Genomic DNA, 25,384 nt, shown 5'->3' on the forward strand with positions numbered 1-25,384 from the left:
AATACAAAATATTCAGTTATCAAAACAAGGAGTTTGGAAATGAAAAGTATTTTAACAATACTCGTATGTCTCTTTGCAGTGCCTATTAATTGCATGAAGCAAAAAGTCAATTTGCATGCACCAGTAAATTTTACAGATATAAAAAACTATAGAATTAATGATACTGATTTGTACATTGCGTACGATACCCAAGAGTTTAGTATTAATAAACCATTTATCGAAGCATGGAATGGTTTTATAAATGATAAGTGGGTATCAGGCATAAAAAATAGTGAACAATCAGTTAAAATTAATCTGTTAGTTTTTAAGACGATACTCGAAAAGCATAATTTAGAATATCCAAAACGACTTTTATTTGGCATACATGGAAGGTTCAGGGTGTTGCAAGAAAAATTTAAAGAAAAACCGTATTATGATCATCAGCACAATTATTTTTCAATTTTAACGAGTGATTCGAATACCCCTATTTTTTATAATCAATGGTGGGCAATGAACTTATACATTGCTTCATCCGAATGGGAAATATATCATTCTTATGAAAAGGATAGCAAATATTGTGATTATACAAAAAAGCTTGCTGCATGTCAGTGGCGTAAAAAAATTTTTGATGCGACGCAACCACTCCTTAATAGGGGGCACACGCCGTATTTTTATTTTGAAAAGGGAACTTTTGATAAGCAGATTGGTACGCTTTTTTTTAGGGAAAATAAGATAAATCGAACATGGCTTACAAAAATCTTATATCCAGCTAAACATGATTCGTATTTAAACATTATAAATCCTGCATTGCAAAAACCTGAATATATAGAAGAAAAACAGAGCGTGAAACATATTGAGGGGCCAAACATTGTTTCTTTGGAAAATACATTTAGGTTGTTAACAAATAGGCTTGACCTTGAACTAAAAAATATATGGAGTCACTTGAATTATTAATAACTACACAGATGAGCATTATTCATAATACAGTTGATAAGGCCTTTGAAAACATTACAAATGGAATAGTAACTTTACGCATGATGCAGGAAGCATTTGAGATTGAAACTGACGCTGATCGTTGGGGAAATAGAGAGCCTGTTTTGAAAAATGATGATCCAGTTTTAATTTACAAATATATAGCAAATAATATAGAACAGTTTTTTGATGAAAAACTTGATCAAAAGGTATGGACAGAAGAAATGGAGCCATTCTTTTTAAAAAAATTTAGCAGTCAAGAACTTGATAGTGCTTTTTTATTCATTATAAGCAGGATGATTGGGAAAAATGATATTTATACTGTTTTAAAAAAGCTAAAACAGCCATTGTTAGAAGCAGACTTTATAAGGTTAACTTATCCTAATCTTTTAAATAATGCAGGCAGCCTATCACAATCTAAAGAAAGACATGATGAAATCGATAAGTTTGTTAAGAAATATATTGAAATTATAAATACATTTATGCAGCTTTCTGAAAGTCATACAAATATAACCAGACTTATAGCTTTGCTAGAGAAAGAGTATAGTGTTTTAAATGAATTTTTACCAAGCTTACAAGTTACAATAAAAAATGATTGGGAACAGTTTCCTCCATTTGGTAATTTTCATGGCTCAACTCTTTCTGAGGGAGCTCAAACAAACACAGAAGAACTTTTAGATAAAATTACCTATGATTCTTCGAGGTTGTTGTATCTAGAAAACAAAAATATTATGTCAGTGAATAAAACAACTTCTTCAGCGTTAGAATATATTAAGAATCTTTTAAAAAAAAATATTATTAAAAACAATGATGATTTTGATGATATTTTAGAGTCGATGTTACAGGCAACACCTCAAGAATTAGAAATTATTTATCCTTATTCTATCATGAGAGTTTAAGCTTTGAAATATAAAGGACGAGCTCGTATCATTTTGTTTTACTTAATCGTCTTAGATAAAACTCGTGCAAGCTCTTCGTAGAAACAAAACGCTGCCATAAAAAGGACATCTAAGAACCAGTATTCATGGACGACATAACCGTCGCAAAAGAAGCATGGAATGGGCAATCATGACCATATTTTCTGCTACCGTGACTACGATTTCATAATCTTTAGACAACCTTCTAAAGTTATTGAGCCAAGCGAAGGTTCTTTCAACAACCCACCGCTTTGCAAGCACAGCCCATCCTGGAGTGATGCGTTCTGATATTTCTATAATTTTGTTCAATATATTTTTCACAAATTCCTCCATCGTTTTTCTGTAACCGGCATCAGCACAAACGCCTTGTAAACTAGGGTATTTTTGCAATGCTTCTTCAAAAACTTTGCATCCAGCGACTGTATCATGTGTATTTGCTTCATGCACTTGGATGTGTAGCAGATGGCCTTGCGTATCAACTACAATGTGCCGCTTACGACCCTTTATTTTTTTTTCCGCCATCAATGCCTTTTTTTTCTGCTGCACTGGTAGTTTTGACACTTTGTGAATCAATAATACTATAACTGGGATCGGCATTTCTCACAGCCTTGATTCGACAGGCTGTGACCAGTTCATTCATAATTTTTTCCCATATGCCCTTCAGTCTGCATCTACGATAAAATGAATGTACTGTCGAATACGGTGGAAAATCTTTTGGCAGCATACGCCATTGACAACCAGTTTTGATAATATAAAACACAGCATTCACAAGCTCTCTTTTGCTGTATTTCTTTCTGTTACCATAGTTGCCACAAGTAAAATTGTGTGCTATTACTTCCCATTCACTATCGCTTACGTCGCTTGGATATCTCATGTTTATTCCATCTTGCTTTGTTTATATCACTTTTTCATATCACAGATACTTTCAGTATATCACAATTTTTTTCCATGAATACATTTTCTAAAAAACTGTAACTAATATTTTTTGAACATGTTATACTGAAAAAGCTTTGTATTATATATATATTAAAAAATTGAAATATAAAGCTCAAAGGACAGTATGAAAGTTAATAGAAAAAAAGGGTATTTTTCAATATCAGCTGTTGCAAAAATGTTTTCAATCCACCAACAGACTGTGCGCCTATATGAACGTGAAGGGCTCATTAACCCGAAACGATCCTCTGGGAATACAAGGCTTTTTTCTGAAGAGGATATTGATCGACTGGAAGAGGTTATCTATCTAACACACGAACTAGGAATCAACCTTGCCGGTGTTGAGATGATTTTAAAGCTGAAAAAACAGATTAAAAAGATGCAAGATGATATGAATAAGTTATTTGAAAATACGAACGATCAACTTGATAAAGAACGGATACAGGCACAAGAACTTTTTCAAAAAGCTGCAAAACGTATTAGTACCCTTAAAAATGACTCATTAAAATTAAAACAATACTCAATGGCTGAAAAAAAAGACAGTTTGTCTGTGCCGGAAGAAGCAGCTGATCAATGGAAAATAGATTATGAAGACTAATAATATGGTAGTTTATTGTTAAAATCTTTTTTTATGCAATAATTTTTATGTAATACAATACTACATAATGAATTGTATGTTTTCATTCATAGAGGAGCAATAATGAATTCACAAAACCAAAATACTAAGCTCAACCTTTCGTATGAACTACTTTTGCTTCTCAAATGGTTAATTACTCACGAAGAACAGAAATTTAGACAGATTATCAATAAGGCATTAAAGCATGGGCTTAAAAGTCAGATCGAAAAAACCTTAACACATGATGATTTAGCGGACGATTTAAAAAAACAACCAGAAACTCAGATTATAGAATTTTTTCACACGTTGGAAGACTTTTTATACGATTCCATAGCAAGTAACACAAAAAAAAATAAAACAGTTCATCTTGACACCTTCGTTCATCAGATAGATTCATTGGCAAAACAGGATGACCTTATGATCGACACCATGAATAGCACATTCAAAACCCTTGACAAAGATCCCTATGCAAACGCAAAAGAGACGCTGATGAAAGAGTTTATCAAAAAATGGAAACCGGTCGATGAAATAATGCATTAAAAAAGAAGGACGTACGTTAAAGATACGCCTTTAAAAGTAAGCTCACTATAAGGTTTAAAGACTATTATTTTCAGACATGTATGTTTTCTGAAGGCTACACAAAATAATTACCATGACAAGGTGTATGGACTGAGAAAAATACAAATATGAACTAGTTACTTCGTTCAACATAACATATTGAGGATGTTTTTTTGCAATCATTGAAAGACCAATTGGCAATAATATATCTATCATCGTATAGAAAAATGGATCCTTTGCACATAATGATCCAAGGGTTGGGTATTCAGCCATACAATTCAAAAACGATGTTTTGCGAAACAGGAGCAATAAAAAACCTGATATTAGAAGTGCACAAGTAATATTGCAAACACAAATAGATTCATTTTTTCGATCTGTGTTTCTGTTTTCATCCATCAAGCTTCCACCCGTGTAAGATTTGGTCCCTGAATCAGAGCAAGAAATCGGGCTGGTACCATCGAACCACTTTTTTTTATAATATTTTAGAATATGAGTATAGATATGTGGAATCTCTATTTCATGATCATCATTTTTAAGAAAATTGACTCTAGTAATTAGCTTACTTATTAACACTGTTTTGGTAAATCGCCATAATAACATACACATTGGTATCAATCGTTGATCAGGCAAATGATGATTTTCTGGATTATTGAAAAAAGGTTTATAAACACAAGCATATAATAGATTAAAACCCAACAAAGGCAAACTATTTGATACCTGACAAGCCGAAAACACAGAAGATCCCAACCACAGATTTGCAGAGCTTGACGTTTGCCACGTAGGAGTTTTAAAATAACTGTAAGCTAAATGGTATGCAGCTTCCCCTAAAACATGCAACCCAGATCGAGTTACATTGCTGTTATAAAAAGCTTTCCCACCAGATATTACTACATTTGTAAATACCTGAGCTACTGTATTTCCAACAATCTGAGAAGCATTTTGCATAAAACCTGACACAATCTGATTCTCAACCATCCCGGAAAGCTGAAAAGTAAAGATAAAAATTAACAAGCAACGTAGATGCATTACGATTTTTCATTCCCAGTTTTTTTAAAACACCAAAAATAAAATAACATAACTAAAGCAAATGTCATTAAAAATATTGAAATAATTTGATTAAAAGAAAATAATGCATATATTTTACCTCTATCTCCGCGAAAAAAATCGGTAAAAAATCTTTCAGATGATGCAAAAAATAGATACAAAAAAAAGAATATTCCATTTTGTAACACCGTTTTTTTGGATAAAAAATATAAAAAAAGAAACAAAATAAACAATAAGAAAGAACTCAATAGCTGTGAAGGAAAAAGCGGAACGCACAGAGGCGCAAGTGAATTACCATCGGTGTATAGTACATGGCAACAGCCTGTAAAATAAAAACCATGGCAACAGCCAGCAAAAAAACATCCTAATCGTCCCACTGACTGCAACAACGGAGCATACGTTGCAGCGATATCTAAAAAGGGCAATACGGGTTTTTTGTAAAAGTAAAATACTGTAACGATCGTTAGACATATGCTCATAATACTTCCTAAAACCGAAAGCCCTCCTTGCCAAAAAGCAAAAATATCGAACCAGGATTCAATGACTTCATCTTCAGATACTAGATATAAAATTCGTCCACCAACGAGTGCACTCAAGGTGTTTAATACAAGTATATTGATTAAAAAATCTTCTGAATACAAAGAAGCATAACGGCTATCACGCAGTAAAAAATAGACAAAAAAAATAAAACCCACCACAATACAAAGACCATACGCATGGATGGCAAATGATCCAAAAAGAGGAACTAATACCGGCACCATGTTTAATCGCTCCTAAAACATAATCTGAAAACCGGCACCAACCATAGGTGTTAAAACAATATTAGATCCATTGAAAGGTAGTTTAAAAAAACAGTTAACAGTAGGCTGCACAGACCATTGACGATTGCATAATTTTTCAATACTGCAACGCCCATCAAGCAACAGATGATGCGCAGTCTTTTCCTGCAGATACCGCGCATTGTTAGCAATCGACTGATTATATAAACTATTATTTAACGTAATCTGATCATCACCATGCTTGAAATATTGATACGCAAAAGTAAAATCAAGACCCCGTTGTTCATATAAAAACTTTCCAAATAACATCACCGACTGATTCATACCAAAATCAATGTGTACATCTGATTTTTTTAATAAAAACAGCTCACTTTGTTCTACTGCAGTTTTAATGCGTTGTGTTACGGTGCGATTAAAAAGATGTGTCAACTCAACATCAAATCCGCATAAAAAATAGGTCCCTAACCTCAATTTCAACTGTGCTCCAAATGGCAATCCAGTTGCCCCATTATTTCCAAATGAATGGCTTAAAAGACGGTGAAGTGAAACGGTGTGTGCAGTCGGTAGCTGTAAACCAACACGAATCTGCAAAAACACATTTTTCAAAAATGGTTTATACTGCACAAAATCATTCTCCCATTTCACATAACACCCAATATCACCAACTCCTTGAGATATCCATTCGGTCAAACTAAGGTTTCCATATTCACTTAAAACACTGCTTATCTGTTTTGTAAGCCGATCTTTTACCTGCCGATCACCAAGATTATTTGATTGCGTTAAATCGGTCATTGCAATATTGACAAGTTCAGTCTGATACCAAGGTATGAATAAAAGAAAAGAAAACTGTTCAGCTAATCGTAACTGCGCACTCATACACACTGCGGCTTTTAATCGAAAATCACCATCAAGCAACATATGCCCACGAACACCATCATCATCCGCATTAAGCGAATTTAAAAATTGTGTTTCAGGTGCCACTGCCGACAACCCCTCAAGCATTTTGAGTGTGTTTTCTGTGTGATACCATAAACGAAATGGTGACGACACCGAATGCCCGTCATAATTAAACTGCTTTGCTTTGGTAAATCCACCTGCAGCTAGAAACGAAAAATCAGCCTTATCTGGGATCTCCCTTGATAACAGAAGTGCATCATTGAAGGGCTGATAAAAATACATACCATAAAAAGGATTAAAAAAACTTGTTATCAGCAAAAAAATAGTTTTCCTTTTCATCTTTTACTCCTATTGATTAACATACATAGTAGATGAATCAGTAATCAACCAACCCCCATGACCTTTGATTGCAAATAAGCCAGTAACCTCTGGTGTTAAAGTTAATGGAAGCAAATGATGAGTTAATCCCAAGAACTGATTATAACCACTTGCTAGTTGCGGCGCTATAAAAAAAAGTTCTCGAACAAGACTATTCAACCAAAGATACCCATTCGTTTTACAAAAACGAACCTTTGTCCCAAAATCAAGCAGATGAGACAAGGTGGACTGTAAACGTCCATCAGTAAAAACTGAAACCATAACTTGATTCACCAATGTACCATTGGTATTTAAAAACAGCCTGTTGATTCTGCTCGTATTCAAACTAGAATCAGAAGACACAATATAAACCACCCCAAAACTATCAGTCAAAAGTGAATCTGAACCGTTGATCGAGTTAATAGATTGGACTGCTTCGGGTAATAAAAGCGAGGTAAACTCACCCTCCTGCATAGTTGAAGCAGACGTATTAATGCGATTCTGGAACAAGCCTGCTGTTGTACCTAGCAATACTAACGGACCATTAATAAAAAGCTCGGTAAAGAAAACTGATCGGTCAAACACCAAGCTATCCTTTTCTGCCAACCTTACAGGATTAAAATTTCCAGTATTAATCGCATGAGGATTTAATTCCATGCGATTAAGTACATTATTGTTGAGGCAAAATAAAAAACCGTCTGATGATGCCAGTTTTAAAGTGGGTTGATCACTTATCTTTTTAAAACTCATTGGAACATGGATACCTGAAAACATTGTACCAATACCAGTTGCACTATTCCATCCATTTCCATTGTCATCTGCTAAAACTGCAATGCCAGCAGTACCACTTACTGTTAACCATGCATTTTGACTACTACTATCATAAGTAATTACAATATCTGTTAATAATCCAATTTCCGATAACGCTCCACCATGGATAGCTATCGCATTAGAAATAATAGGTTGGTCAATGCGCCCCTCAGCATAAACATCAAAAGAACTGAAATCATCCGCTTGCAAGGGAAACAGAGCACCTGATACCTGATCACGTCTATTTAAACGATATAAAACCACTGAATTGTTACCCAAGACCGCACAAATATCTGATGTAACCATGCCTGGTAAAGATGCTTGCAAAACAACCGTTTTTTGTATATTGCTTTCCAAATCTGCATGGTATTTTTGTATAAACTTACCAACTGCGGTCATAGTACTGTTTTCAGAGAGCGCTGATAACCACTCAGTTTTTCGTATTAAGGTCTGCGTACCACCATTAATGGTAGTTGCAAAAAGACTATTTCCTGTTTTAGGATTTGTTGCAAAAAAAACAATAGGCTCTTCCTGTAACAGCACTGCCTGCCAATCAGTCCACCCAATAATTTTACCAGAACTATCAATAACAGCTTGAGTACGCCAGATTCCATTAAATCTTGGATCTCCGTCGTTCTCAATAGTAACGCACACAGCATCACCTTCTGTCCACATCGACAGAATTGTGCCAGGCAATACAACATTTCGTCCAACTTTTGCTGCTTTGTCAGTAGACAAAAATAGGTCACCGGGTAACTGAGCAACCGATGGGACTACTGTTTTCTGGTGATACTGAATGTCTTTTATTCCTTCAACGAACACTTTATCTACAGAACTGTTTTTTGAAGCTATTTTTCCTTGATCTGCAGCAATGGAACTTTGAACTAATGGAAAAACCCGGATATCAGCAACAGTGTTGCCAAGACCACGAACAACCAGATAACTGGTGTTACCAGTTGTATGCATCACGGTCAAATCAATAATACCAGTCTCAACCGATTGCCCTTTTTTTCCTATTAATAAATCATTATGACTAGCATCAAACACAGCCTCAGTCACAAGTTCATCAAGCACAAGCTTATGTCCCTCTATTCTACCTACACAAACAGTACGTACGCCGCCATCAGACTCGGTACCACTAATGCCCTGAAACCCAACATATAATCGTTCTAATTCAGCATCCCAAAACATAACTTTACAATTCAACCAAGCAAGCACATTGTTATTGAACTGTAAAAAACTACTATGAATATCACATGGTTGAGCACGGATACTATCTACCGCACCGGTGAGTGCGTTCACTTGCTGAAAAAAACGTATCTGTGTCTCCTCTACTTTTTTTATTCCTCGCAAAATAACAGCAATACCAGAACCGGTATTACCAGCAACACTAGTATCTGCATCAACGTACGTAAAAATATGCCCATTATCATCTGCAGCAAGCTGTTTAATACTCACTCCTTCGGTTCCGGACGCATCACAAATCGCATTACTCACCACAATGGACGCAGGATCTGTTTGCAATGATTCAAACATAAAAACTCTTGTGCCATCTTTTTTCAAAAAGACTGGCAACCGTTGACCAAATGAAAACATGCTAGTTAACGCAGTAAACCCCGCATCATACAAAGGATTATCTTGCTGTACACTGGTAATGTTCAGGGTGGTTTTAATAGGAGCTAAAGGCTGAAATTTAAGTGATCCTGGCAACAAAAGCGATACCGCAAAATCTTTTGCCTGATCAAGCCCATTCATAGATGTATCGGCAGCGCACAAAAGATAATCATTTAAAGAAAGGTAAGCAAAATGTTTTACAGGAAAAGAAAATGTTGCCGCACTACTCGTGCCATCTCCTATCACAATTTTAGCTGCAAAAAGCGACGTACAAAAAAACAGGCTGTTCAAAAATATCAAAATCCTCACATTATTCCTTTTTATACTCATTCAAAATGAGTATATGCTACATTTTTCTGTTGAGCAATTTTAATATTTTGACTCATCACAAAAGCGATAACTCATTTAACATTCCAATGTACACGTAATAGCAACCTCTTTTTCACTACTAAAAACGCAATCACAGGAAAGACAAACGACATCCTGATTAAGATCATTTTTTAATGCTGTAAAGAACAAAACCATTTTTGCTTTTGGCAGCAAAATATTGAAAAAAATTGACCGCTTCTTTCCCTTTTTTGCATGTTTCTGAATCTTCAAAGTATTGATTTTTCCGTTACTATCACTTACAAACCGCATGATACTATCAAGATACCTTTGTACTTTTTCAGACGACGCAACGGCAACAGGCAGACTTTCATACTTCACTTCTTTGCGTTCTTGAGACTGCAACTCCTTCAACATATGTTGTTTTGCAAGCTCAGCAACCTTAATCTCATTATTACTGCCTTTGTATAGTTGTAAACCGTTGTGTAAATACAGATGAAAAAAATAAATCGCCAGAAAAGCGAAAATAAGGTAAGAAACAAGTAAAAAATCATACAATGCACACTTTCTCACCTTCTCAATATAATTATATTGTAGCATCGCCACATTTCGAATTTAAAAATACCGTATCGAGTCTATTTAAAAATTAGGCTTTGTCCATTGCATAGGATCAACAGGCACATTTCCAACTCTCATCTCCCAGTGCAAATGATAACCACTGGCATATCCAGTTTTTCCTAATGTTCCAATTGGACTCCCTTTTTTCACCGCATCGCCTACATTAATTTTTGCAAAATCATCTAGGTGCCCAAACAGTGATAAGATTCCATAACCATGATCAATAACAATCGTATTGCCCGAGTACAAAAATCTTTCTTTTACCACCACAACGCCGTCTTGAGGAGCCCATACCACAGAACGGGGCGCATTGATAACATCGACTGCTTTATGAGCATAACGACCCTTGCGCTGAGTAGTACGTATAGTACCAAAATCACAAGTCGTTCGTACAATATCAATAGGGGTACAAAAGACCCCCTTCCATAACTTCTGTTTTGGTGATCGGTTGGTTAAATCTTCCAATAATAATCCTAAATCTTTCTCACTTTCAACAAGCTCTTCCTCTTTTTTCATCTTTTCTTCAGAGACAGCAAGTGTATGTTTTTTGAAAGGAAACAGAACGATTTGAATCTTAGTTTCTAAAGTCAACGTATTACCAACAGCATCTACTGCTTCAACTGTTAAGAGATATTCATTAGGGTTTTCCTCACATTGAACTGGAATAAAGGTTTCATAGACCATTGAATGATTTGACTCTTGAAAACAATCATATGTTTGAGATAAAAAACGAGCTACGACGCTACTGACCAACTTGTTAAACTGTATTTGTACATGAATCGTTCTACCTTGAAAAACTTTATGTATCTCTTCAAAACCTATAAACACACCATTCAATGGTTGATTATCAACAATAAAAGGATAATCAACAACTGTTTTGTTTTGCGCAAAAGTTGTATCTATAGCTTCCACCTTAAGATTGTGCTTTCCATTACCCATCGTTTTGGTAGGGATAATAAAATTATGTATATCAGAAGCAGGCACAAGATGTTTATCTGCAATCAAAACCATGTCAAGCCACATAGTAACTTTAGATTTTTTATTCAAAAGGAGTGAACAGTTAACATCACCAGCATACGAAGCACCAACGGTAATACCGGTAAGCACTAACAACGGGGCTTGTTTGTCAAAAAAATAATAATAAATGAAGCGGCTAACCAAGACAAAAAATAAAAATAACAACGGCCACATCACATGCCTGATTTTCACCACCAACTCCTTTTCTATTCACTACAAAATAAAAACTCCAGACATCCTGTACAAAAAATAAAAATTACTTTCTTAAAATTTGTTTTTAAAAAATGATTCATCTTTTCGCAATAAACCGTTATGAAAGATACAGAAATGATCCATCTTAAGATTTTTCAAAAACCTTTGATCTGTGTCTTTATAATCCTGCTTGGTTAAAACAAGATGCCAACATGATAGCGCATTAATTTTATATTGATAATCAGTTGCATTATAATTAAAAACAGATGATCTATTCGGACGTATAAAAGAAAAAAATCTGTCGTCCCACCACCGTTTATTGCTTAAATCAACAGAAGTAACAGTTCGCAAAAGATACGACAAAGCAATTCTGTCACGAGGGGAAAAAACATCCGGATTGTTTTTTGATTCTTCATATTTTTTATATAAAGAATCTACAAGCTCATAGGAGAACTGCTCATAATCTCTTTGCTTAAAAAACTGGTTTTTTCCAAGTAGACTCGGAAAATAATCATTGTTGCGGTTCAACTGTTTTAAAACATATAAAAAGATAGCTTTTTCATCATCCGGCTTATTTTTTAATCTTTCAGGAGAAACTGTATAAATCTCATTTTTCATATCAAACCCTTTATCCCGAAAAGCCAGCTCGTGCTTTACAACATTGTGAAAATGCGTCATTCTTTGCATTTGGTAAGGATTCTGTTTATTCTTTTTTTGAATGAGTTCAATTGCCATTCCTGTATGATTATCAACTAGATGCCTACTTGCTGTAAATATATTAAAGTCATGCCGTAGACTTTCTTGGACTATTGCAGACTGTGTTTCAATCTGACTAATAAAATACAAATTTAACAACTTCTCCTGCGCACTCCTCTTTTTAAAGTAAGTATATAACTCCATGAAATCAGTCATATTCTCAGGTATCTTATCCTTATGTAATGCATTTTCAATCAAACCATAAAAATATGAAAACGGCAAAAAATATTTGTCAAGCTCATTCTGCTCTTTAATAGTATTCTGATTTTTCTTAGCATTTTTAATCACTTGGTAATAGTTTTTATGTAAAAATTGAAAAAGAGGCACAAAGTGGGCCACCACCAGCTGATTCGTACATCCAATAATGTTTTCTGTTGTTTTCATTATCTGCTCATCTTCCAAAATACCATAATTCCTGCCAGAGCTATTCGCATAATCAGACGCTTCAACAGCATTATACAAGATATTCCTCAAGTTATGTGCGATTTTAGCTGCAGATTCAGGCTTTTTCAATAATAAAGGAACACCTTCTTTATCTTTTTTTTCACTTAAAAGCGCATCGAAATCAGCTACAAGCTCATACGTCTCACCCAGTACTTGTTTGATACCATCTTTATTATGATTTAAAAGAACTGGTAGAAACTCAAGCTCTATAATCTTTGCACGGCCTACACAGGATTGAAATGTAGGTACAACGTGATCAGACGGCATATTTGCTGAATCTTGCACAGACAAAACTATTTCAGAAGCATTTGCTACAACAGAAATCGTAAAATAAACGATCGTACAGACTACCCATGATTGACTATAAAAAATCTTTTTATACATACTGAATTTTCTTGATTAAAACTGTTTTTAGATGGTGGAGGCGATGGGAGTCGAACCCATGTCCGCACTGCTTTTAGCAACAAGCACTACATGTTTATTGTGCTTAATTCAAACGTGCCCCGAGCACACACGGTTGGCACGCAAGGCGACTTATGCTATTTAAAAAGCTATTAAATCGCTCACCTTCGCTTTTTAAATTCTATCTGGGTAATACGAGTTAAAACAGCTGATAGACACGCCGTTAGAACAAGAATTAGAGCTTACTTAAGCACCAATTACGCCGACTTCAGCGCCAATTATTGTTTTATGCCTACTTGTTTTACGAGAATATAGACAACACTCGACATGCGCTTATTGGTAACAACAACACGTCGAAACCAGTACGCCCCCACGAACTATTTCAAAGATTACAACTATGCTTATTTTAAATGGTCCATTTTTTCTGTCAATGCATTATTTGAAAAGATATTGCAGAAAAAATGCTTATTTTATCGGTAAGATTTAATCGCACGATCAGTTTCACGCCGAATATCCCGTTCTTTGATTAGCTCTTTTTTTTGCGACATTTTCTTATGTTTGCCAATACCAAGCTCAACTTTTACTCGATTGGTAGATGAAAAATAGAGTTTCAATGGCACAACGACTACCCGTTTTTGTGCAATTTCGCCAATCAGTTTCATAATTTCCCGTTTATGTAACAACAACTTTCTTCGATCCTTGGTACCGTCAGTTTTGAAATACGCATGTGAATATTGAGTAATATTACAGTTAATAAGATACAGTTCACCTCCATGTACAGTTGCAAACGCGCCAACAAGAGATACTTTGCCTTGACGAATCGATTTTACCTCATCACCACAAAGCACAACACCAGCCTCAACAGTAGACTGAATATCATAGTCAAAAAACGCCTTTTTATTAACTGTTACAACTTTCATAGCAAGCTCAAGCTTTCTTTAAACGAACAAAAATAACAAATATAAAATGCGCACAAATAGTCACAAAGAGCGATACAAAGAGTCCGCCGAGTAAAAAAACGAATAAGGAAAAATCAGCAAACGGCAGATACTGCTTGATGTATGTCAAGACAGCCTGTAACACCTGTGGATTACTTTTGATGAATACCTGTTGTTCTGGACTAAACAGTGAAAGCAAAGCAACGCCAGCTTGATAATCAATATAATAAACAGGCACCATGGTCCATGGATTATTGATAAGCATTGAAACACTCAATACAATCGCCGTATTCAAAGAAAAAAACCAAGAAACCACAAGCGCAATGGCTGTATGCAAACCAATGAAGGGACAAAAAGCAATCCAGATTGCCCATAAAAGCGATCCATAAAACCTTTTTATCGACGCTTCGCCAGATAACAGCTGTTTGACTGTTTGCCAATATGCTTTAATTTCCATATACTTATAATAATCGCTTTAAAAACAGTTATTTTATTCTTTAAAATTATATAGGTTTATACTTTATGAATATAACCTGTCGTTCCTCTTGGTTATTATTGCTTATTTTTTTATTTTTGCCAACCAACTCAAAAGCTACACATTGGATCTTAGGCTCCGTACATTTTGATGAACCAACAAACGAAAAACCATTAATCTATTTCGAAGGCAATACTATTCGTGTTCTAAAAAATCAAACCGCAATGAAATACGATTTTGAACTTCCTCGCCACCCAATCGACAAAGTTTATTACGTACTCGTAACAGAAAGCAAGCCGATTCCAGTAAGCAAAGAGACTGCAAAATCTGAGCAGATTACCAATACCTTTGCCTATTTCAAAATTCATCAATCAAGCCCATATAAGCTATATAAGTTGACATTGCAATCTGAATTTTTCATCAATCCTGCACAAAAAAAAGAAGAGATTCATTACTGGGAGGTGCAAGAAGAGGAGCTTGCTCAAACTGGAAGAATTCCAGATAAAACCATTATTATCTTACAAGTTCCCGATATGATAACACGATTTGAAAGCGGCGGTTCCTTATTGAATATACCAACATTATACTTCAAAAAACCTTCCGCAGACATAAAAGACCGCCTCGTGAAGATGTATCTGTCTGCGCCCGACATGAATACCCTGCACATACCAATTAAAAAGATCTTCGTAAAAGACAAAAATAAAGTTATTGTAGCTTGTAAATCCTAAGGAATGCATATGTCAAGGCAAAACCTTGTCCTGGGAATTGAAACCTCGTGTGACGAAACAGGCATGGCGCTTTATTGCCCAAAAGAGGGATTGTTGACTCATACTTTATTTTCACAAATAGATCTGCATGCGTGCTATGGCGGAGTTATTCCTGAGCTAGCATCAAGGACACAACTAGAAAAAATACACCTTATTTTTCAAGAGATTTTCAACCACTCCTCATTTAGTTTTCAAGATGTAAAAACCGTAGCCGTGACTAATCGACCGGGCCTTCCTGGATCTTTACTCGTTGGCGTTTCATTTGCAAAAGCAGTTGCCTGGGCAGGGCAAAAAAAACTGATCGGGATCAATCATCTTGAAGGGCACATTTTTTCTTCATTTTTAGAACACAATGTTCCCTTTCCACACCTTTGCTTAACCGCATCAGGCGGCCATACATCATTATATTTGGTTGAAGATTTTAGTGTTTTTTCACTCATCTGCACCACCAAAGACGACGCAGCAGGAGAAGCTTTTGACAAGATTGCCAAACTTATGAATCTGCCATACCCCGGCGGACCGGTGATTGAAAAAATGGGAGCAGAAAAAGATTTTTATGATTTTTATGCATATCCCCGCTGCACAGCAGGTGCACTTGAATTCTCATTTTCAGGCCTTAAAACAGCAGTTTTATATCATCTGGTCAAACTTGGTGCATATGACCTGAAAACAAAACAGTTTTGCCAAACGGAGCACGATTTAAAACAGCAAGTCGCAAGCTCACTGCTTGTCTGTATCAAAGATATCTTCCTTGAAAAAATTGGACTTGCACTCGCAGTTCACAAACATATCAAAGCAGTTACATTCGTCGGCGGATGCGCAGCCAATACATATCTGAAAAAAACTATCGAAGCCTTTTGTATAAATAAAGGCCTGCAGTTTTTTGCTCCATCACCGAAGTTCTGCACCGACAACGGTGCTATGATCGCATTTGTAGGTAATTACAAGGTTGCAAAAGGTCAATTTGATTCATTCGATCTTGATATTACACTGTAAAAACCGTCCATCAGACCTATCGATTGGAAATTGACCGATGAGAAAACAAACTATTGCTTATCTGTTTTAATGTATATTATGATAAAACTAAAAAACAGATAGGTTGAAATAGTCATGTTAAAAAATTGTTTTACCAGGTCACTCTTATTCGTCATAACTACTCTCACATTTAACTGCAAAACAGAAGAGATAAAAAAAGTTGAAACTCAAAACGTACATGACATAACCTCAATTCTGCCAGCAATTTACATGAATAAAGACACTGAAAGAGAAACAAACCGTGATGAATGCGCATTAGTGCTTGCAAAATTGAATACCCTCGCTTTTGTAAATATTACCAATAATCAAACTATACACGGAGACATGACATTTAAAGAACCACTAGCCGTTTCAGATCGATTTTTTATTTTCCAGGAGGACCAAAAGAGTATCATTGGACATTTTTATTTTGTAAAAGCAGTAACCGGTTTTATGGGTTTTGGCCAAAAGTATGGCATTTTTTCCTGCGAAGTACGTATTAACAAAAATAAGAACGAGATCAAGCAGATCATTCAGGCCACAGAACCGATTTATACACACAACACACCGATTCAAAAACTATTTATACACGAAAATGGTGGCTTTTTTTCATCATCAAACGTAAGTTACAAATACTTTAATCCAGAACTTGACCAATCTGATAACGTAGAAACGTATTCAAAAAAAATACGTAGCGCAGCATCGCTGGGCCAAAAAATGGATCGCTTTTTTAACGTTTCCTCAAAATTTACTTACGCAGATCTCACAAAAAGCACCAATCTAGATAAGGCTCTACCATTAAATCGTATTATAAAATACTATAGCAACAAAAGAACTTTTATATATTGTAATCCGGACAAAAAAAAATGCCTGTATTATGATGAAGCTGCAAGATCGCGTGAACTACCACTCAATGATGCAGAAATTGATAACTTCACTAAGTTAGATTTGCAATTGCTTGACCCATGTATTGTTGATATAAACATTAAAAATAATCCCGGAAAGAGAATGACTCCGCAAAAGTGCTTTTATGAACCTCTACAATCTATATTTTCGTTGAATTTTGACCCAAATACAGAAAAACTCTTACCGGTACGGCATGTCACAGAAGGCAAGCTATATTTTCCAGTTTTTAATACTAAAACAATGAAGATCATAATAAAGGAACAGACTAAAAATAGCGTTGGGTCAATAATGCAGGACAAAGAAATAGCTCTAAATGAGTTTATTAAAAACTCGGATGTTGAATTTCAATCTGCCGTCAGAACACCAAACTCTGTTCTATTATTACTTTACAAACCAAACGAGAAGCAAACAGGAAACCACAACCTCTTGCTGTCTGTGCCTGTCGCATTGTTAAAACCAAAAACAGAATAGATAACTTAGGATACTTGTATCATCTGGAGGCGGCATAGATTACATATCTTTGTTTCATCTAACTTATCAGCCACTTTTTTAGCGGCCTTTTCTATCGCCAACTGCTGTTGTTCGGCAAGATAGTTTGGATGTTTCATTAAAAACGCACCATTTTTAACCGTTACTTTTCGTATATTTTCCAACTCTTTTAGACTGTTTTTAAACGAGGATGAATGATTATCGAGTTTATTTCCATGTTTTGATAAATAGTCAATGTAAGAAACAGCCTTCTGACAAAGCCCGACGCCAGCAGAAAAAGGTCTTTCTACTGAAAAATTGGTTGCCAGGTATTCATCCACATTTTTATCTGAAATTATCTCTTCAGTATCCATACATTTATACGTACTTTTAAACCATCGAAAATAAGCAAGCCATTTTTTTTCTGTATTCGGGTACCACGAGTAAAAATAATAACCAACCGATAGTGCTGCAGTAGCCATTCCACTCGCAAAAACGGCCAATGGAGTCACCTTTTTGCGACACTCAATAATGAACCTTTTATTGAAAAATCCACTTTTTTTGGTTGTTTGCGCAGCACAGATAAACGATTGCATGAACAAACTATTAAGCAAAAATACTAAAAAAAGAAGCTTTCTTCTTTGCATGACACAGGTCCTTGAAAAAATGACACTCTCACTCCTTCAATATATAAGAACCAACTTCATTTGACAAATTATATTTATATATTTAGTAAAAAATAAGCTATTTAATTATTTATAATTACAGTTATGAAAATAAGTTGCGCGCTCATGTGTATGGGTCCAATTTGAAGAATATGTACCCTACAGAGAAAGACCAAAACAAGTATCAAAGCTGGAAAAAATAAACATACCAAAAAGGGTTACAGTAAACGAATACCGTAACCCTTTTTCATTAACTTTGTTTGAGACAGATAATCTACATAGCTCAGCTGATATTATACCTACTTTTCAAGCTTAAACTGACGAATTGCAGCTAAAAGTACCACGGATAACTGTATTACCTTATCTTGATAATTCTGCAAAATATCCTCAATCAAATGCTCATGTTTTAAGGCCGCATAGGCAACTGGGGTTAGCCCCGATCTGTTTTTTTGTAAAATCAGACACCCTGATTGCATTAATTCTTCAACCATACCTTTTAGCTCATCCTGCTCGAAAAAGAATCGACCTTTCATATCGGATAGTTTATGCAGTAAAGAATTTCCTTCGTTATCTCTTACCAATAAATCCACCGCATGCATATTTTTTAATGAACGTAAATTATTCTTAGTACAATATTGCAAGACATTCATAATCGGATATTGCCCAGTTTTACTTGCATGATTAATATTAACCCCTAGTTTATTTTTTAAAAAAACAAGCATTTTCGGCGTTACCGCATAATGTGCAATGTTTCCATCAGATTCAGGATCAACAAGTCGTGAAAAATGAACCCTTGGCACCACATTTAAAAAATATAAAATACTATAATATTCATGTTGGACAAGGAAAGTTGTTGCAACTTTCAAGTCAGGTTCAGATAAATCAATATTAAAATTTAACAATGCAGATTTCAAATGCGCTCTATGTCGATCATCAAACTGACAAGCCATACAGATGTTTTGAATAGTATGAAAAAAGAATCTTTTATTAAGAGCCCTCCTTTGTTGGGAATCTTGTATATTTCTAGACTGATTATTTAGCCTATCGCAAAATTCCTCATCTACCGTTGCTTTCAAAGTATATTTAACACCTTGAATTCGATTAAAATCAGCAATTCTAAACCAAGAATTTCCATCTTTTAAACCTAAATAAACAAATGGGACAAAGACGGAATTCTTATTGGGCTCTCCCACCGTAATAAATCCCTGTGTAAAAAAATTAATACCTTCAGGTGGTTTTACGTAATATGCACCATCTTGGTGATTGTACTCGCTCCCATAGTCTTGAAAACAAGCTCGCGTAATCATTTTAAACTGATCTTCCAAATGATTAGGCTGCATCGCATAAAACAGATTACTTATACTTATAAAAGTCACAAATAGAATACTTTTTAAACTAAACATAATACCTCTCAGAAAATATTGTTGCTATAAAATTATTAATCTGCATTAGTTTAATTAAGATTGTATTATTGTCAAAAAAATATTAAAAAACAAAAAGAAGGGGTTACGGTAAAAAATACCGTAACCCCTTCTTTTCATTTCTTGTATGCTTGCGTCACTATCGATACTGAGAAACAGCTATTCGAGCCGCCGCACTATTAATTGTTGCTTGCAACTGCTCGGAAGCATAATTCGGATGTTTCATCAGATATACGCGACTTTTTACAACGTTTTGGCGAACTTTACGTAAATAATCAGCACCCCTCATTATCATTGGATGAGCAGCGAAACGAATTGCATGTTTTAACAGATAATCTATTTCATCCAAACAGGTATTGCACTCTCTTACACCAGCACTAAAGGCACTGTCACATGAATTTTCCAAAAACTCATCCAAAGAAAAATCTGAAACACCCTTTTGACAATAAATGGTTTTGTCATATTTATTCAAAAACCACTCATAATACCTAAGCCATTTTATTTCCGTGTTTGGATACCAGTACCAAAACCAATAACACCCATACCCTATTGGAGCAGCTATAGCGGCACACGTCACTGCCTTCATAACTGTTTCACTGATAGGATAATCAGTCCCTACACCTATTGCCCACCAGTCCCTACCTAGAGTTACATGCGAGCGGCCTCGCCAACCTTTGAAAAAGGCCTCAGAGTCAAAAGAATGCAACGCGATGGACATTAAAAAAAGCATCTTTATTTTTGAATACATCTTAATATGCCTTTCTAAAATTCAAGCAAAAACTACATTTTTACACAGAACTAAGTGTATATCAAGTCTTTTTGTTTAGCAATTTTTGACATTCAAAAAACTTCTTCCTGCTCATTTTTTTAAGATACTGACTAGCCAGCTTTTCCGCTAAAATATTTTGAAGCTCTTTGCCAGCCACTTGAGTCTCACAACTATTCTTATATAACAGACGTTCTACACAAAATTCTGCTAACATTCCAGATAGAGAAGAATCAATTTTTTCAATACCATTATCTGCAGTACATACAAGCTGTAACTGATTATCAATTTTATTGTTAAAATATTCAATCTCTTTTTGCCGTAACTTATTATGGATCACATTAGGACAGCCAGATTGAACTAACAGATCATCTGCAAGTTCCAACTCAAATGCCTTAACTTCCTGTGTACATATATCAACCAACATGTTAACTGTATTAAAATAACGTATGGCAACTTTATCAGCATAATGCGCAGATTCAGAAAGTAACTGATAAGGATTCTTTGGTTGTATCAGATAAAAAAATATACTTTTAAATAATGGTAAAAATACCGGCACTGCTTCACCACTTTGGTGCTGCATCAAGAATACTATCAAAAACAGTTTTTGTCTCTTATACATATAAAAGCTTCCTTATTGCATACTGTACATTTCACAACTAAAACACAATTATCTGGCATACAAAATAACTCTATTGATATTCTTTTCGTATGCCAGATAATCATTTTAAACATTTACTGCAATATTTAACTGCAAAGCTTTATCATTTTCTACTGCTGTATTCAATTTAGATTGTAACTGCAATAAGTTACGCTCAATTTCAATACGTTGCGCTTCCCAACGGGCAATCTCTGTTTCGGCAACCAACCGCACTCGAGCCGCTTGAAGCTCTGCTCGCTTTTGTTCAAGCTTTATACGCTCTTGCTCAAGTTGATCACGTTCTTTTTGAACTAGTTGAGCACGATATCGACTATCCAAGGCAACGGTAATAAGTTTTAATTTTGACACAAAATCATCCGTCCAGTTAATCAGATATTGATAATTGTAGCTTATGTTCGTTCTAAAATTCATAAGTCTATCAATACTATCATATACATTCATAACATAGGAAACATAAGGATAACGATAACCTGTATATTTTGCATATACACATGCATCCAACCGCTGACCTAGACCATACAGATCTGAAGAATACATCCCCACCCAGTCAATCTCTTTTTTGTAACTTTCCTGAGCTTTATAACAGTTTTCAGACAAAGCAAAATATGCCTGATGCAACATGAGATAATCTTTTACCAGCTCAAGCTCTTCCGATAACCTACTGATAAGCCTGACGAGCGTCTGCATAGAAGACAGATTTTTTCTCTGCAATGCATCAAGAGAATAATATCTATTTAAATTGTCTATTCGCTTGAATAACTCAGCAAGACTCCTCTCAAGTGCCTTGCAATGTTCAACAATATGTAAAGGAAATGTCACATTATGAAGCTTATAATTTTCGGATGCCACCTCAAATAGAAATGTTTCTGAAAAACTACTCATCAAACGTTGTCTCAAATCAAACGAATAGGTCGTCCAACCAAAAGTACTTTTACACAGATTAACCAATTTTTCATGAGTAACTGCAATATGAGAAATCTCTGAATTAAGCTGCCTACAATACTCCTCATCTGTTGGAGTTAACCACCAGTTTACTCCTGCAATAGTTCCGGCAGTCGCAACTAACGCGCCACCAACACCAAGCATCACTTTTGCAAACTGGTTCCAATCAGTCGCAAATGCCCGATCAGAAATCAAAAACAACCCAACCATAATCTTTTTAATAAAGAAATTACATTTTTTCATAATTCATATCCTTGTCTTTTATGAACAAACCTTACTTGGTTTTCATCAAACTCTTCCGGCCCGAATCAGTACGAAATTATCTTTTGAAACTATCTTTTTTACTGCTTCAATCATCTGATCCTTAGTGATATTTTCTAAATGCTTTTTACGATCAGAATAATACGTACGCGGCAAACCAAATCTATCAATAGTTAAAAATGCAGTAGCCATATATACATTTGAAGTAAAATTATGCATTGAAGCATTGATAATTGCTCTCTTCGCTTCTTCAAATGCTGTATCAGAAATATTATCAGCTGCATGTTGAATGACAGCTTCAATAGCTTCTTGCGCTTCGCCAACTCGATCAAGTGAAACAATAGTAAACACCTTGAAACAGCCTGGTTGTTCATCAGATCCACTCAAAAAGGTACCATTGATCGTATAAAAAAGGCCCGTTTCTTCACGTAACTGAAATAGTTTGCTATGCATGGAACCCAAAAATCCACCACCAAAAATCTGATCAAAAATCAGCAACTTATCGTAATCAGGATGTTTGCGATCAATTGATGGCATTCCATACAACAGAACTACCTGATCACGATTAATATAATAATCTTTAATCTGTTTTTCAACCTTTGGCAACTCCGGATAAGCAAGTAATTTAAATGGTTTAGCCTTCCAATCACTCAAGAGTTTATTACATTCCTGTTCGACGTCATAACCAGTCAGATCACCAACAATTGCAATCGTCGTACCCCATGGATTCACATAAGTTTTATAAAAATGTTCTAAATCAGCTTTCGTAATACGACTCACTGAATCGACTGTTCCCAAGATATTTTTTTGATATGGATGACCCTTATAAATAGCTTCTCTCAACAGTTGACCAGCAATCGATTTTGGATCATCCCAAAAATGCTTCACATCATTCAACAACTGAGCACGCACCTTTTCAATCGCCGCCGGCTCAAAAGAAACATTTTGCAAAAGCTCTTTGATAACCGAAAGCCCATCTTTCAGATCATCCTTAAGCATTGTCAACATAAAGGCACCGGCATGCGTCCCAAGCGTCATACCTTTTGCTTCAATAAATTCTGCCAACTGCTCAGCTGTATAGTTTTTCGTTCCTTCTGGAATCATACATGCTACAAAATTAAACAGTCCTTCTTTATCTTCCGGATCATACACATACTGTGCTTTAAACTGTACCACGATTGCAATTTTAGGAACCTGATCATTCTGCGCATACAGAACTTTTAATCCATTATTCAACGTAAAGCTAGTTGGCATTGCATACGCAAAATCAACAGGCTCTTTTGCAGAAACTTTATTGACATAGACAGGATCTTGCAAAGGCACTGTACGCTTTCGAGCTGATAAAATTGCATTATCCTCAGCATCTGAAGACTCTTGCAACTGCTTCCACGCTTCCTTTTCACGGTCATCAGGCAAAGGAAGCACAGCTCCATCATGCATAACTGTGGGTCTAAATACAGTTCTTAATAGATGGTTCACCTCCTCTTTTGCCTTTTCAAACGGTACATTCATCATATTAAAAAGGTACTGCTCATCACCTGTCGCCAAAAACGCTGAACCTATCATATAAGCCTGGCTGTCCACGCTTTCAAGATTGCTATAAAAAGTAGATTTTGCTTTATTAATCGCTCGAGTCAACTGCTGATCAGTCACTCCATTTTTTGCCAACGATTCAAGCTCCTGTTTAATAACCGTCGAGATAGCCTCCTGTGTAATGCCTTCCAATGGATCACACGCAAAAAAACTGATGCCACCATCAAAAAGATCCCATGAACTCATATTGATGTCACTAGCAAACTGCAGTTCATTAACCAGTTTTTTATACAATATCGATCCGCGACCATTCGCAATAATCCATTCGATCAACTGAATAAAGTAATCTTTCTTTTCTTTCAATCCTGGAATCGTAAATCCAAAACAGTAAATAGGTATTTGGACATCGCGATACATCGTAACCGACACACGATCCAATCCCTGCTCAAATGGGATAGACTGTTTTTTATAACCTGGATCAGCTGGTATCGATTCAAAAGTACGTTTTGCTAAGGCAAATACCTCCTCAGCTTCAACGTCGCCAACCACAATCAATGTCGCATTATTCGGTTTATAATGTTTTTTATAAAATTTCTTTAAATCATCAGATGCGACCGTCCATAGATCACGCTTAAACCCAATAATAGGAAAATGGTACGGGTGTCCAGAAAAAATACGGCTCATCATCTTTTCTGCAAGATCTCTGCCATAATTGTCACGATACATTTTAAGCTCTTGAATGACCGCTTTCATTTCGGAGTTTAACATCTGAGGATCGAACGTGCAGTTCTGCATACAATCGGCAATAATATCAAACGCAACCTTATAATGTTGACTTGGAAAATCAAACGTATAACCCGTATAATCAAAGGAGGTAAACGCATTGCAATATCCCGACAGCTTATGCGTAATAGTATTAATATCTGATTCAGACAGTTTCGTGGTTCCTTTAAAAATCATATGCTCAATCAGATGGGCTAACCCCTTTTCACCAACCTGTTCATCTTTAGATCCCACGTGATACCAAAGTTCAACCGCTACTTTTGGTACCGTGGTTACTCTTCTGACAAGGACTGTCAAGCCGTTTTTTAGCACATATTTATCCACATAACCTTTTGTCATACCTACAAGCCCCGTAGAAGATTGTAAAAAAAATAACCACCCCAGATATACTGCAAAAACACTTGCCACCCCACCCACAAAAAAAATAACACCTTTTTTAGCGGCTACATTTATAAACACATTCACCTCATTTCTTCTTCCAAATAGATTACAAGATATCCAAAAATACACAATACCAGTCAGTATCCTAAACTCATTTTGAAAAAAAATATT

The 25,384-nt window shown here is 35.5% G+C and carries 22 protein-coding genes, 1 other RNA gene and 1 pseudogene; 7 read left to right on the forward strand and 17 right to left on the reverse strand.

What is annotated here, in order from left to right:
• Positions 1–39 precede the first annotated feature (39 nt).
• Entirely contained in the window at positions 40–933 is an 894-nt protein-coding gene (locus IPG37_04705; GenBank protein ID QQR53723.1) for a hypothetical protein, read from the forward strand.
• Between the two features lie 11 nt (positions 934–944).
• Complete coding sequence (locus IPG37_04710; GenBank protein QQR53724.1) at positions 945–1,850, forward strand: hypothetical protein; 906 nt, start codon at positions 945–947, stop codon at positions 1,848–1,850.
• Positions 1,851–1,973: 123 nt separating this feature from the next.
• Here IPG37_04710 and IPG37_04715 read toward each other — a convergent pair.
• Positions 1,974–2,742: pseudogene (locus IPG37_04715) on the reverse strand (IS5 family transposase).
• Between the two features lie 186 nt (positions 2,743–2,928).
• Between IPG37_04715 and IPG37_04720 the strand changes: the two are divergent.
• Both IPG37_04720 and IPG37_04725 read left to right on the forward strand, forming a co-directional pair.
• A complete protein-coding gene (locus tag IPG37_04720) occupies positions 2,929–3,399 on the forward strand; it encodes a MerR family transcriptional regulator (GenBank protein ID QQR53725.1) in 471 nt (156 codons plus the stop codon).
• Between the two features lie 102 nt (positions 3,400–3,501).
• Positions 3,502–3,957, forward strand: a complete 456-nt coding sequence (locus IPG37_04725) for a hypothetical protein (GenBank protein QQR53726.1) — start codon at positions 3,502–3,504, stop codon at positions 3,955–3,957.
• Positions 3,958–4,011: 54 nt separating this feature from the next.
• Here IPG37_04725 and IPG37_04730 read toward each other — a convergent pair whose 3' ends face one another.
• The 10 genes from IPG37_04730 to IPG37_04775 all read right to left on the reverse strand — a co-directional run bounded on the left by IPG37_04730 (position 4,012) and on the right by IPG37_04775 (position 14,627).
• The gene (locus IPG37_04730) at positions 4,012–5,001 is read right to left on the reverse strand and encodes a hypothetical protein (protein QQR53727.1); all 990 of its coding nucleotides are present in this window, start codon (positions 4,999–5,001) and stop codon (positions 4,012–4,014) included.
• A complete protein-coding gene (locus tag IPG37_04735; protein ID QQR53728.1) occupies positions 5,001–5,780 on the reverse strand; it encodes a prolipoprotein diacylglyceryl transferase in 780 nt (259 codons plus the stop codon). Before IPG37_04735 ends, IPG37_04730 begins: the two co-directional genes overlap by 1 nt.
• Positions 5,781–5,792: 12 nt before the next feature.
• Positions 5,793–7,034: a hypothetical protein gene (locus IPG37_04740; GenBank protein QQR53729.1), complete on the reverse strand. Its 1,242-nt coding sequence runs from the start codon at positions 7,032–7,034 to the stop codon at positions 5,793–5,795.
• Positions 7,035–7,043: 9 nt separating this feature from the next.
• A complete protein-coding gene (locus IPG37_04745) occupies positions 7,044–9,785 on the reverse strand; it encodes a hypothetical protein (GenBank protein ID QQR53730.1) in 2,742 nt (913 codons plus the stop codon).
• 96 nt (positions 9,786–9,881) lie between these two features.
• Positions 9,882–10,403 carry a hypothetical protein gene (locus tag IPG37_04750; GenBank protein QQR53731.1) on the reverse strand — a complete coding sequence of 174 codons (522 nt, stop codon included), beginning with the start codon at positions 10,401–10,403 and terminating at the stop codon, positions 9,882–9,884.
• A 39-nt stretch (positions 10,404–10,442) separates the two neighbouring features.
• Positions 10,443–11,630: a M23 family metallopeptidase gene (locus IPG37_04755; protein QQR53732.1), complete on the reverse strand. Its 1,188-nt coding sequence runs from the start codon at positions 11,628–11,630 to the stop codon at positions 10,443–10,445.
• Positions 11,631–11,702: 72 nt separating this feature from the next.
• Entirely contained in the window at positions 11,703–13,214 is a 1,512-nt protein-coding gene (locus tag IPG37_04760; protein ID QQR53733.1) for a hypothetical protein, read from the reverse strand.
• A gap of 32 nt (positions 13,215–13,246) precedes the next feature.
• Positions 13,247–13,604, reverse strand: a transfer-messenger RNA (tmRNA) gene (gene ssrA / locus IPG37_04765).
• Positions 13,605–13,702: 98 nt separating this feature from the next.
• Positions 13,703–14,152, reverse strand: coding sequence for an SsrA-binding protein SmpB (gene smpB, locus IPG37_04770; protein ID QQR53734.1), 450 nt, complete (start codon positions 14,150–14,152; stop codon positions 13,703–13,705).
• Positions 14,153–14,159: 7 nt separating this feature from the next.
• Entirely contained in the window at positions 14,160–14,627 is a 468-nt protein-coding gene (locus IPG37_04775; protein ID QQR53735.1) for a DUF2062 domain-containing protein, read from the reverse strand.
• A 65-nt stretch (positions 14,628–14,692) separates the two neighbouring features.
• Here IPG37_04775 and IPG37_04780 point away from each other — a divergent pair, with 65 nt between their 5' ends.
• The 3 genes from IPG37_04780 (at position 14,693) to IPG37_04790 (ending at position 17,803) form a co-directional block, all read left to right on the forward strand.
• The gene (locus IPG37_04780; protein QQR53736.1) at positions 14,693–15,373 is read left to right on the forward strand and encodes a hypothetical protein; all 681 of its coding nucleotides are present in this window, start codon (positions 14,693–14,695) and stop codon (positions 15,371–15,373) included.
• A gap of 9 nt (positions 15,374–15,382) precedes the next feature.
• On the forward strand, positions 15,383–16,408 hold the full coding sequence (gene tsaD / locus IPG37_04785) for a tRNA (adenosine(37)-N6)-threonylcarbamoyltransferase complex transferase subunit TsaD (GenBank protein ID QQR53737.1): 1,026 nt from the start codon (positions 15,383–15,385) through the stop codon (positions 16,406–16,408).
• A 114-nt stretch (positions 16,409–16,522) separates the two neighbouring features.
• Complete coding sequence (locus tag IPG37_04790; GenBank protein QQR53738.1) at positions 16,523–17,803, forward strand: hypothetical protein; 1,281 nt, start codon at positions 16,523–16,525, stop codon at positions 17,801–17,803.
• A gap of 5 nt (positions 17,804–17,808) precedes the next feature.
• On the opposite strand, the gene IPG37_04795 is transcribed toward IPG37_04790, so the two are convergent.
• The 6 genes from IPG37_04795 to IPG37_04820 form a co-directional block, all read right to left on the reverse strand.
• Entirely contained in the window at positions 17,809–18,447 is a 639-nt protein-coding gene (locus IPG37_04795) for a hypothetical protein (protein ID QQR53739.1), read from the reverse strand.
• 317 nt (positions 18,448–18,764) lie between these two features.
• Positions 18,765–19,841, reverse strand: coding sequence for a hypothetical protein (locus tag IPG37_04800; protein QQR53740.1), 1,077 nt, complete (start codon positions 19,839–19,841; stop codon positions 18,765–18,767).
• 184 nt (positions 19,842–20,025) lie between these two features.
• Positions 20,026–20,634, reverse strand: coding sequence for a hypothetical protein (locus IPG37_04805; GenBank protein ID QQR53741.1), 609 nt, complete (start codon positions 20,632–20,634; stop codon positions 20,026–20,028).
• A 61-nt stretch (positions 20,635–20,695) separates the two neighbouring features.
• Positions 20,696–21,274, reverse strand: a complete 579-nt coding sequence (locus IPG37_04810) for a hypothetical protein (protein ID QQR53742.1) — start codon at positions 21,272–21,274, stop codon at positions 20,696–20,698.
• A 105-nt stretch (positions 21,275–21,379) separates the two neighbouring features.
• Positions 21,380–22,498 carry a hypothetical protein gene (locus tag IPG37_04815; protein ID QQR53743.1) on the reverse strand — a complete coding sequence of 373 codons (1,119 nt, stop codon included), beginning with the start codon at positions 22,496–22,498 and terminating at the stop codon, positions 21,380–21,382.
• Between the two features lie 45 nt (positions 22,499–22,543).
• The gene (locus IPG37_04820) at positions 22,544–25,291 is read right to left on the reverse strand and encodes an insulinase family protein (protein QQR53744.1); all 2,748 of its coding nucleotides are present in this window, start codon (positions 25,289–25,291) and stop codon (positions 22,544–22,546) included.
• Positions 25,292–25,384 lie beyond the last annotated feature (93 nt).

The organism is bacterium (assembly GCA_016699125.1).
In the GTDB taxonomy this organism is placed as follows: Bacteria; Babelota; Babeliae; order Babelales; family Vermiphilaceae; genus AWTP1-30.

Bases quoted from the DNA above. Each gene is read 5' to 3' on its own strand.
- IPG37_04735 (QQR53728.1), bottom strand. From the start codon at position 5,780: ATGGTGCCGGTATTAGTTCCTCTTTTTGGATCATTTGCCATCCATGCG.
- IPG37_04705 (QQR53723.1), top strand. From the start codon at position 40: ATGAAAAGTATTTTAACAATACTCGTATGTCTCTTTGCAGTGCCTATT.
- IPG37_04790 (QQR53738.1), top strand. From the start codon at position 16,523: ATGTTAAAAAATTGTTTTACCAGGTCACTCTTATTCGTCATAACTACT.
- IPG37_04710 (QQR53724.1), top strand. From the start codon at position 945: ATGAGCATTATTCATAATACAGTTGATAAGGCCTTTGAAAACATTACA.
- tsaD (QQR53737.1), top strand. From the start codon at position 15,383: ATGTCAAGGCAAAACCTTGTCCTGGGAATTGAAACCTCGTGTGACGAA.
- IPG37_04720 (QQR53725.1), top strand. From the start codon at position 2,929: ATGAAAGTTAATAGAAAAAAAGGGTATTTTTCAATATCAGCTGTTGCA.
- IPG37_04805 (QQR53741.1), bottom strand. From the start codon at position 20,634: ATGTATTCAAAAATAAAGATGCTTTTTTTAATGTCCATCGCGTTGCAT.
- IPG37_04730 (QQR53727.1), bottom strand. From the start codon at position 5,001: ATGCATCTACGTTGCTTGTTAATTTTTATCTTTACTTTTCAGCTTTCC.
- IPG37_04780 (QQR53736.1), top strand. From the start codon at position 14,693: ATGAATATAACCTGTCGTTCCTCTTGGTTATTATTGCTTATTTTTTTA.
- IPG37_04740 (QQR53729.1), bottom strand. From the start codon at position 7,034: ATGAAAAGGAAAACTATTTTTTTGCTGATAACAAGTTTTTTTAATCCT.
- IPG37_04775 (QQR53735.1), bottom strand. From the start codon at position 14,627: ATGGAAATTAAAGCATATTGGCAAACAGTCAAACAGCTGTTATCTGGC.
- IPG37_04815 (QQR53743.1), bottom strand. From the start codon at position 22,498: ATGAAAAAATGTAATTTCTTTATTAAAAAGATTATGGTTGGGTTGTTT.
- IPG37_04810 (QQR53742.1), bottom strand. From the start codon at position 21,274: ATGTATAAGAGACAAAAACTGTTTTTGATAGTATTCTTGATGCAGCAC.
- IPG37_04725 (QQR53726.1), top strand. From the start codon at position 3,502: ATGAATTCACAAAACCAAAATACTAAGCTCAACCTTTCGTATGAACTA.
- IPG37_04750 (QQR53731.1), bottom strand. From the start codon at position 10,403: ATGCTACAATATAATTATATTGAGAAGGTGAGAAAGTGTGCATTGTAT.
- IPG37_04795 (QQR53739.1), bottom strand. From the start codon at position 18,447: ATGCAAAGAAGAAAGCTTCTTTTTTTAGTATTTTTGCTTAATAGTTTG.
- smpB (QQR53734.1), bottom strand. From the start codon at position 14,152: ATGAAAGTTGTAACAGTTAATAAAAAGGCGTTTTTTGACTATGATATT.
- IPG37_04760 (QQR53733.1), bottom strand. From the start codon at position 13,214: ATGTATAAAAAGATTTTTTATAGTCAATCATGGGTAGTCTGTACGATC.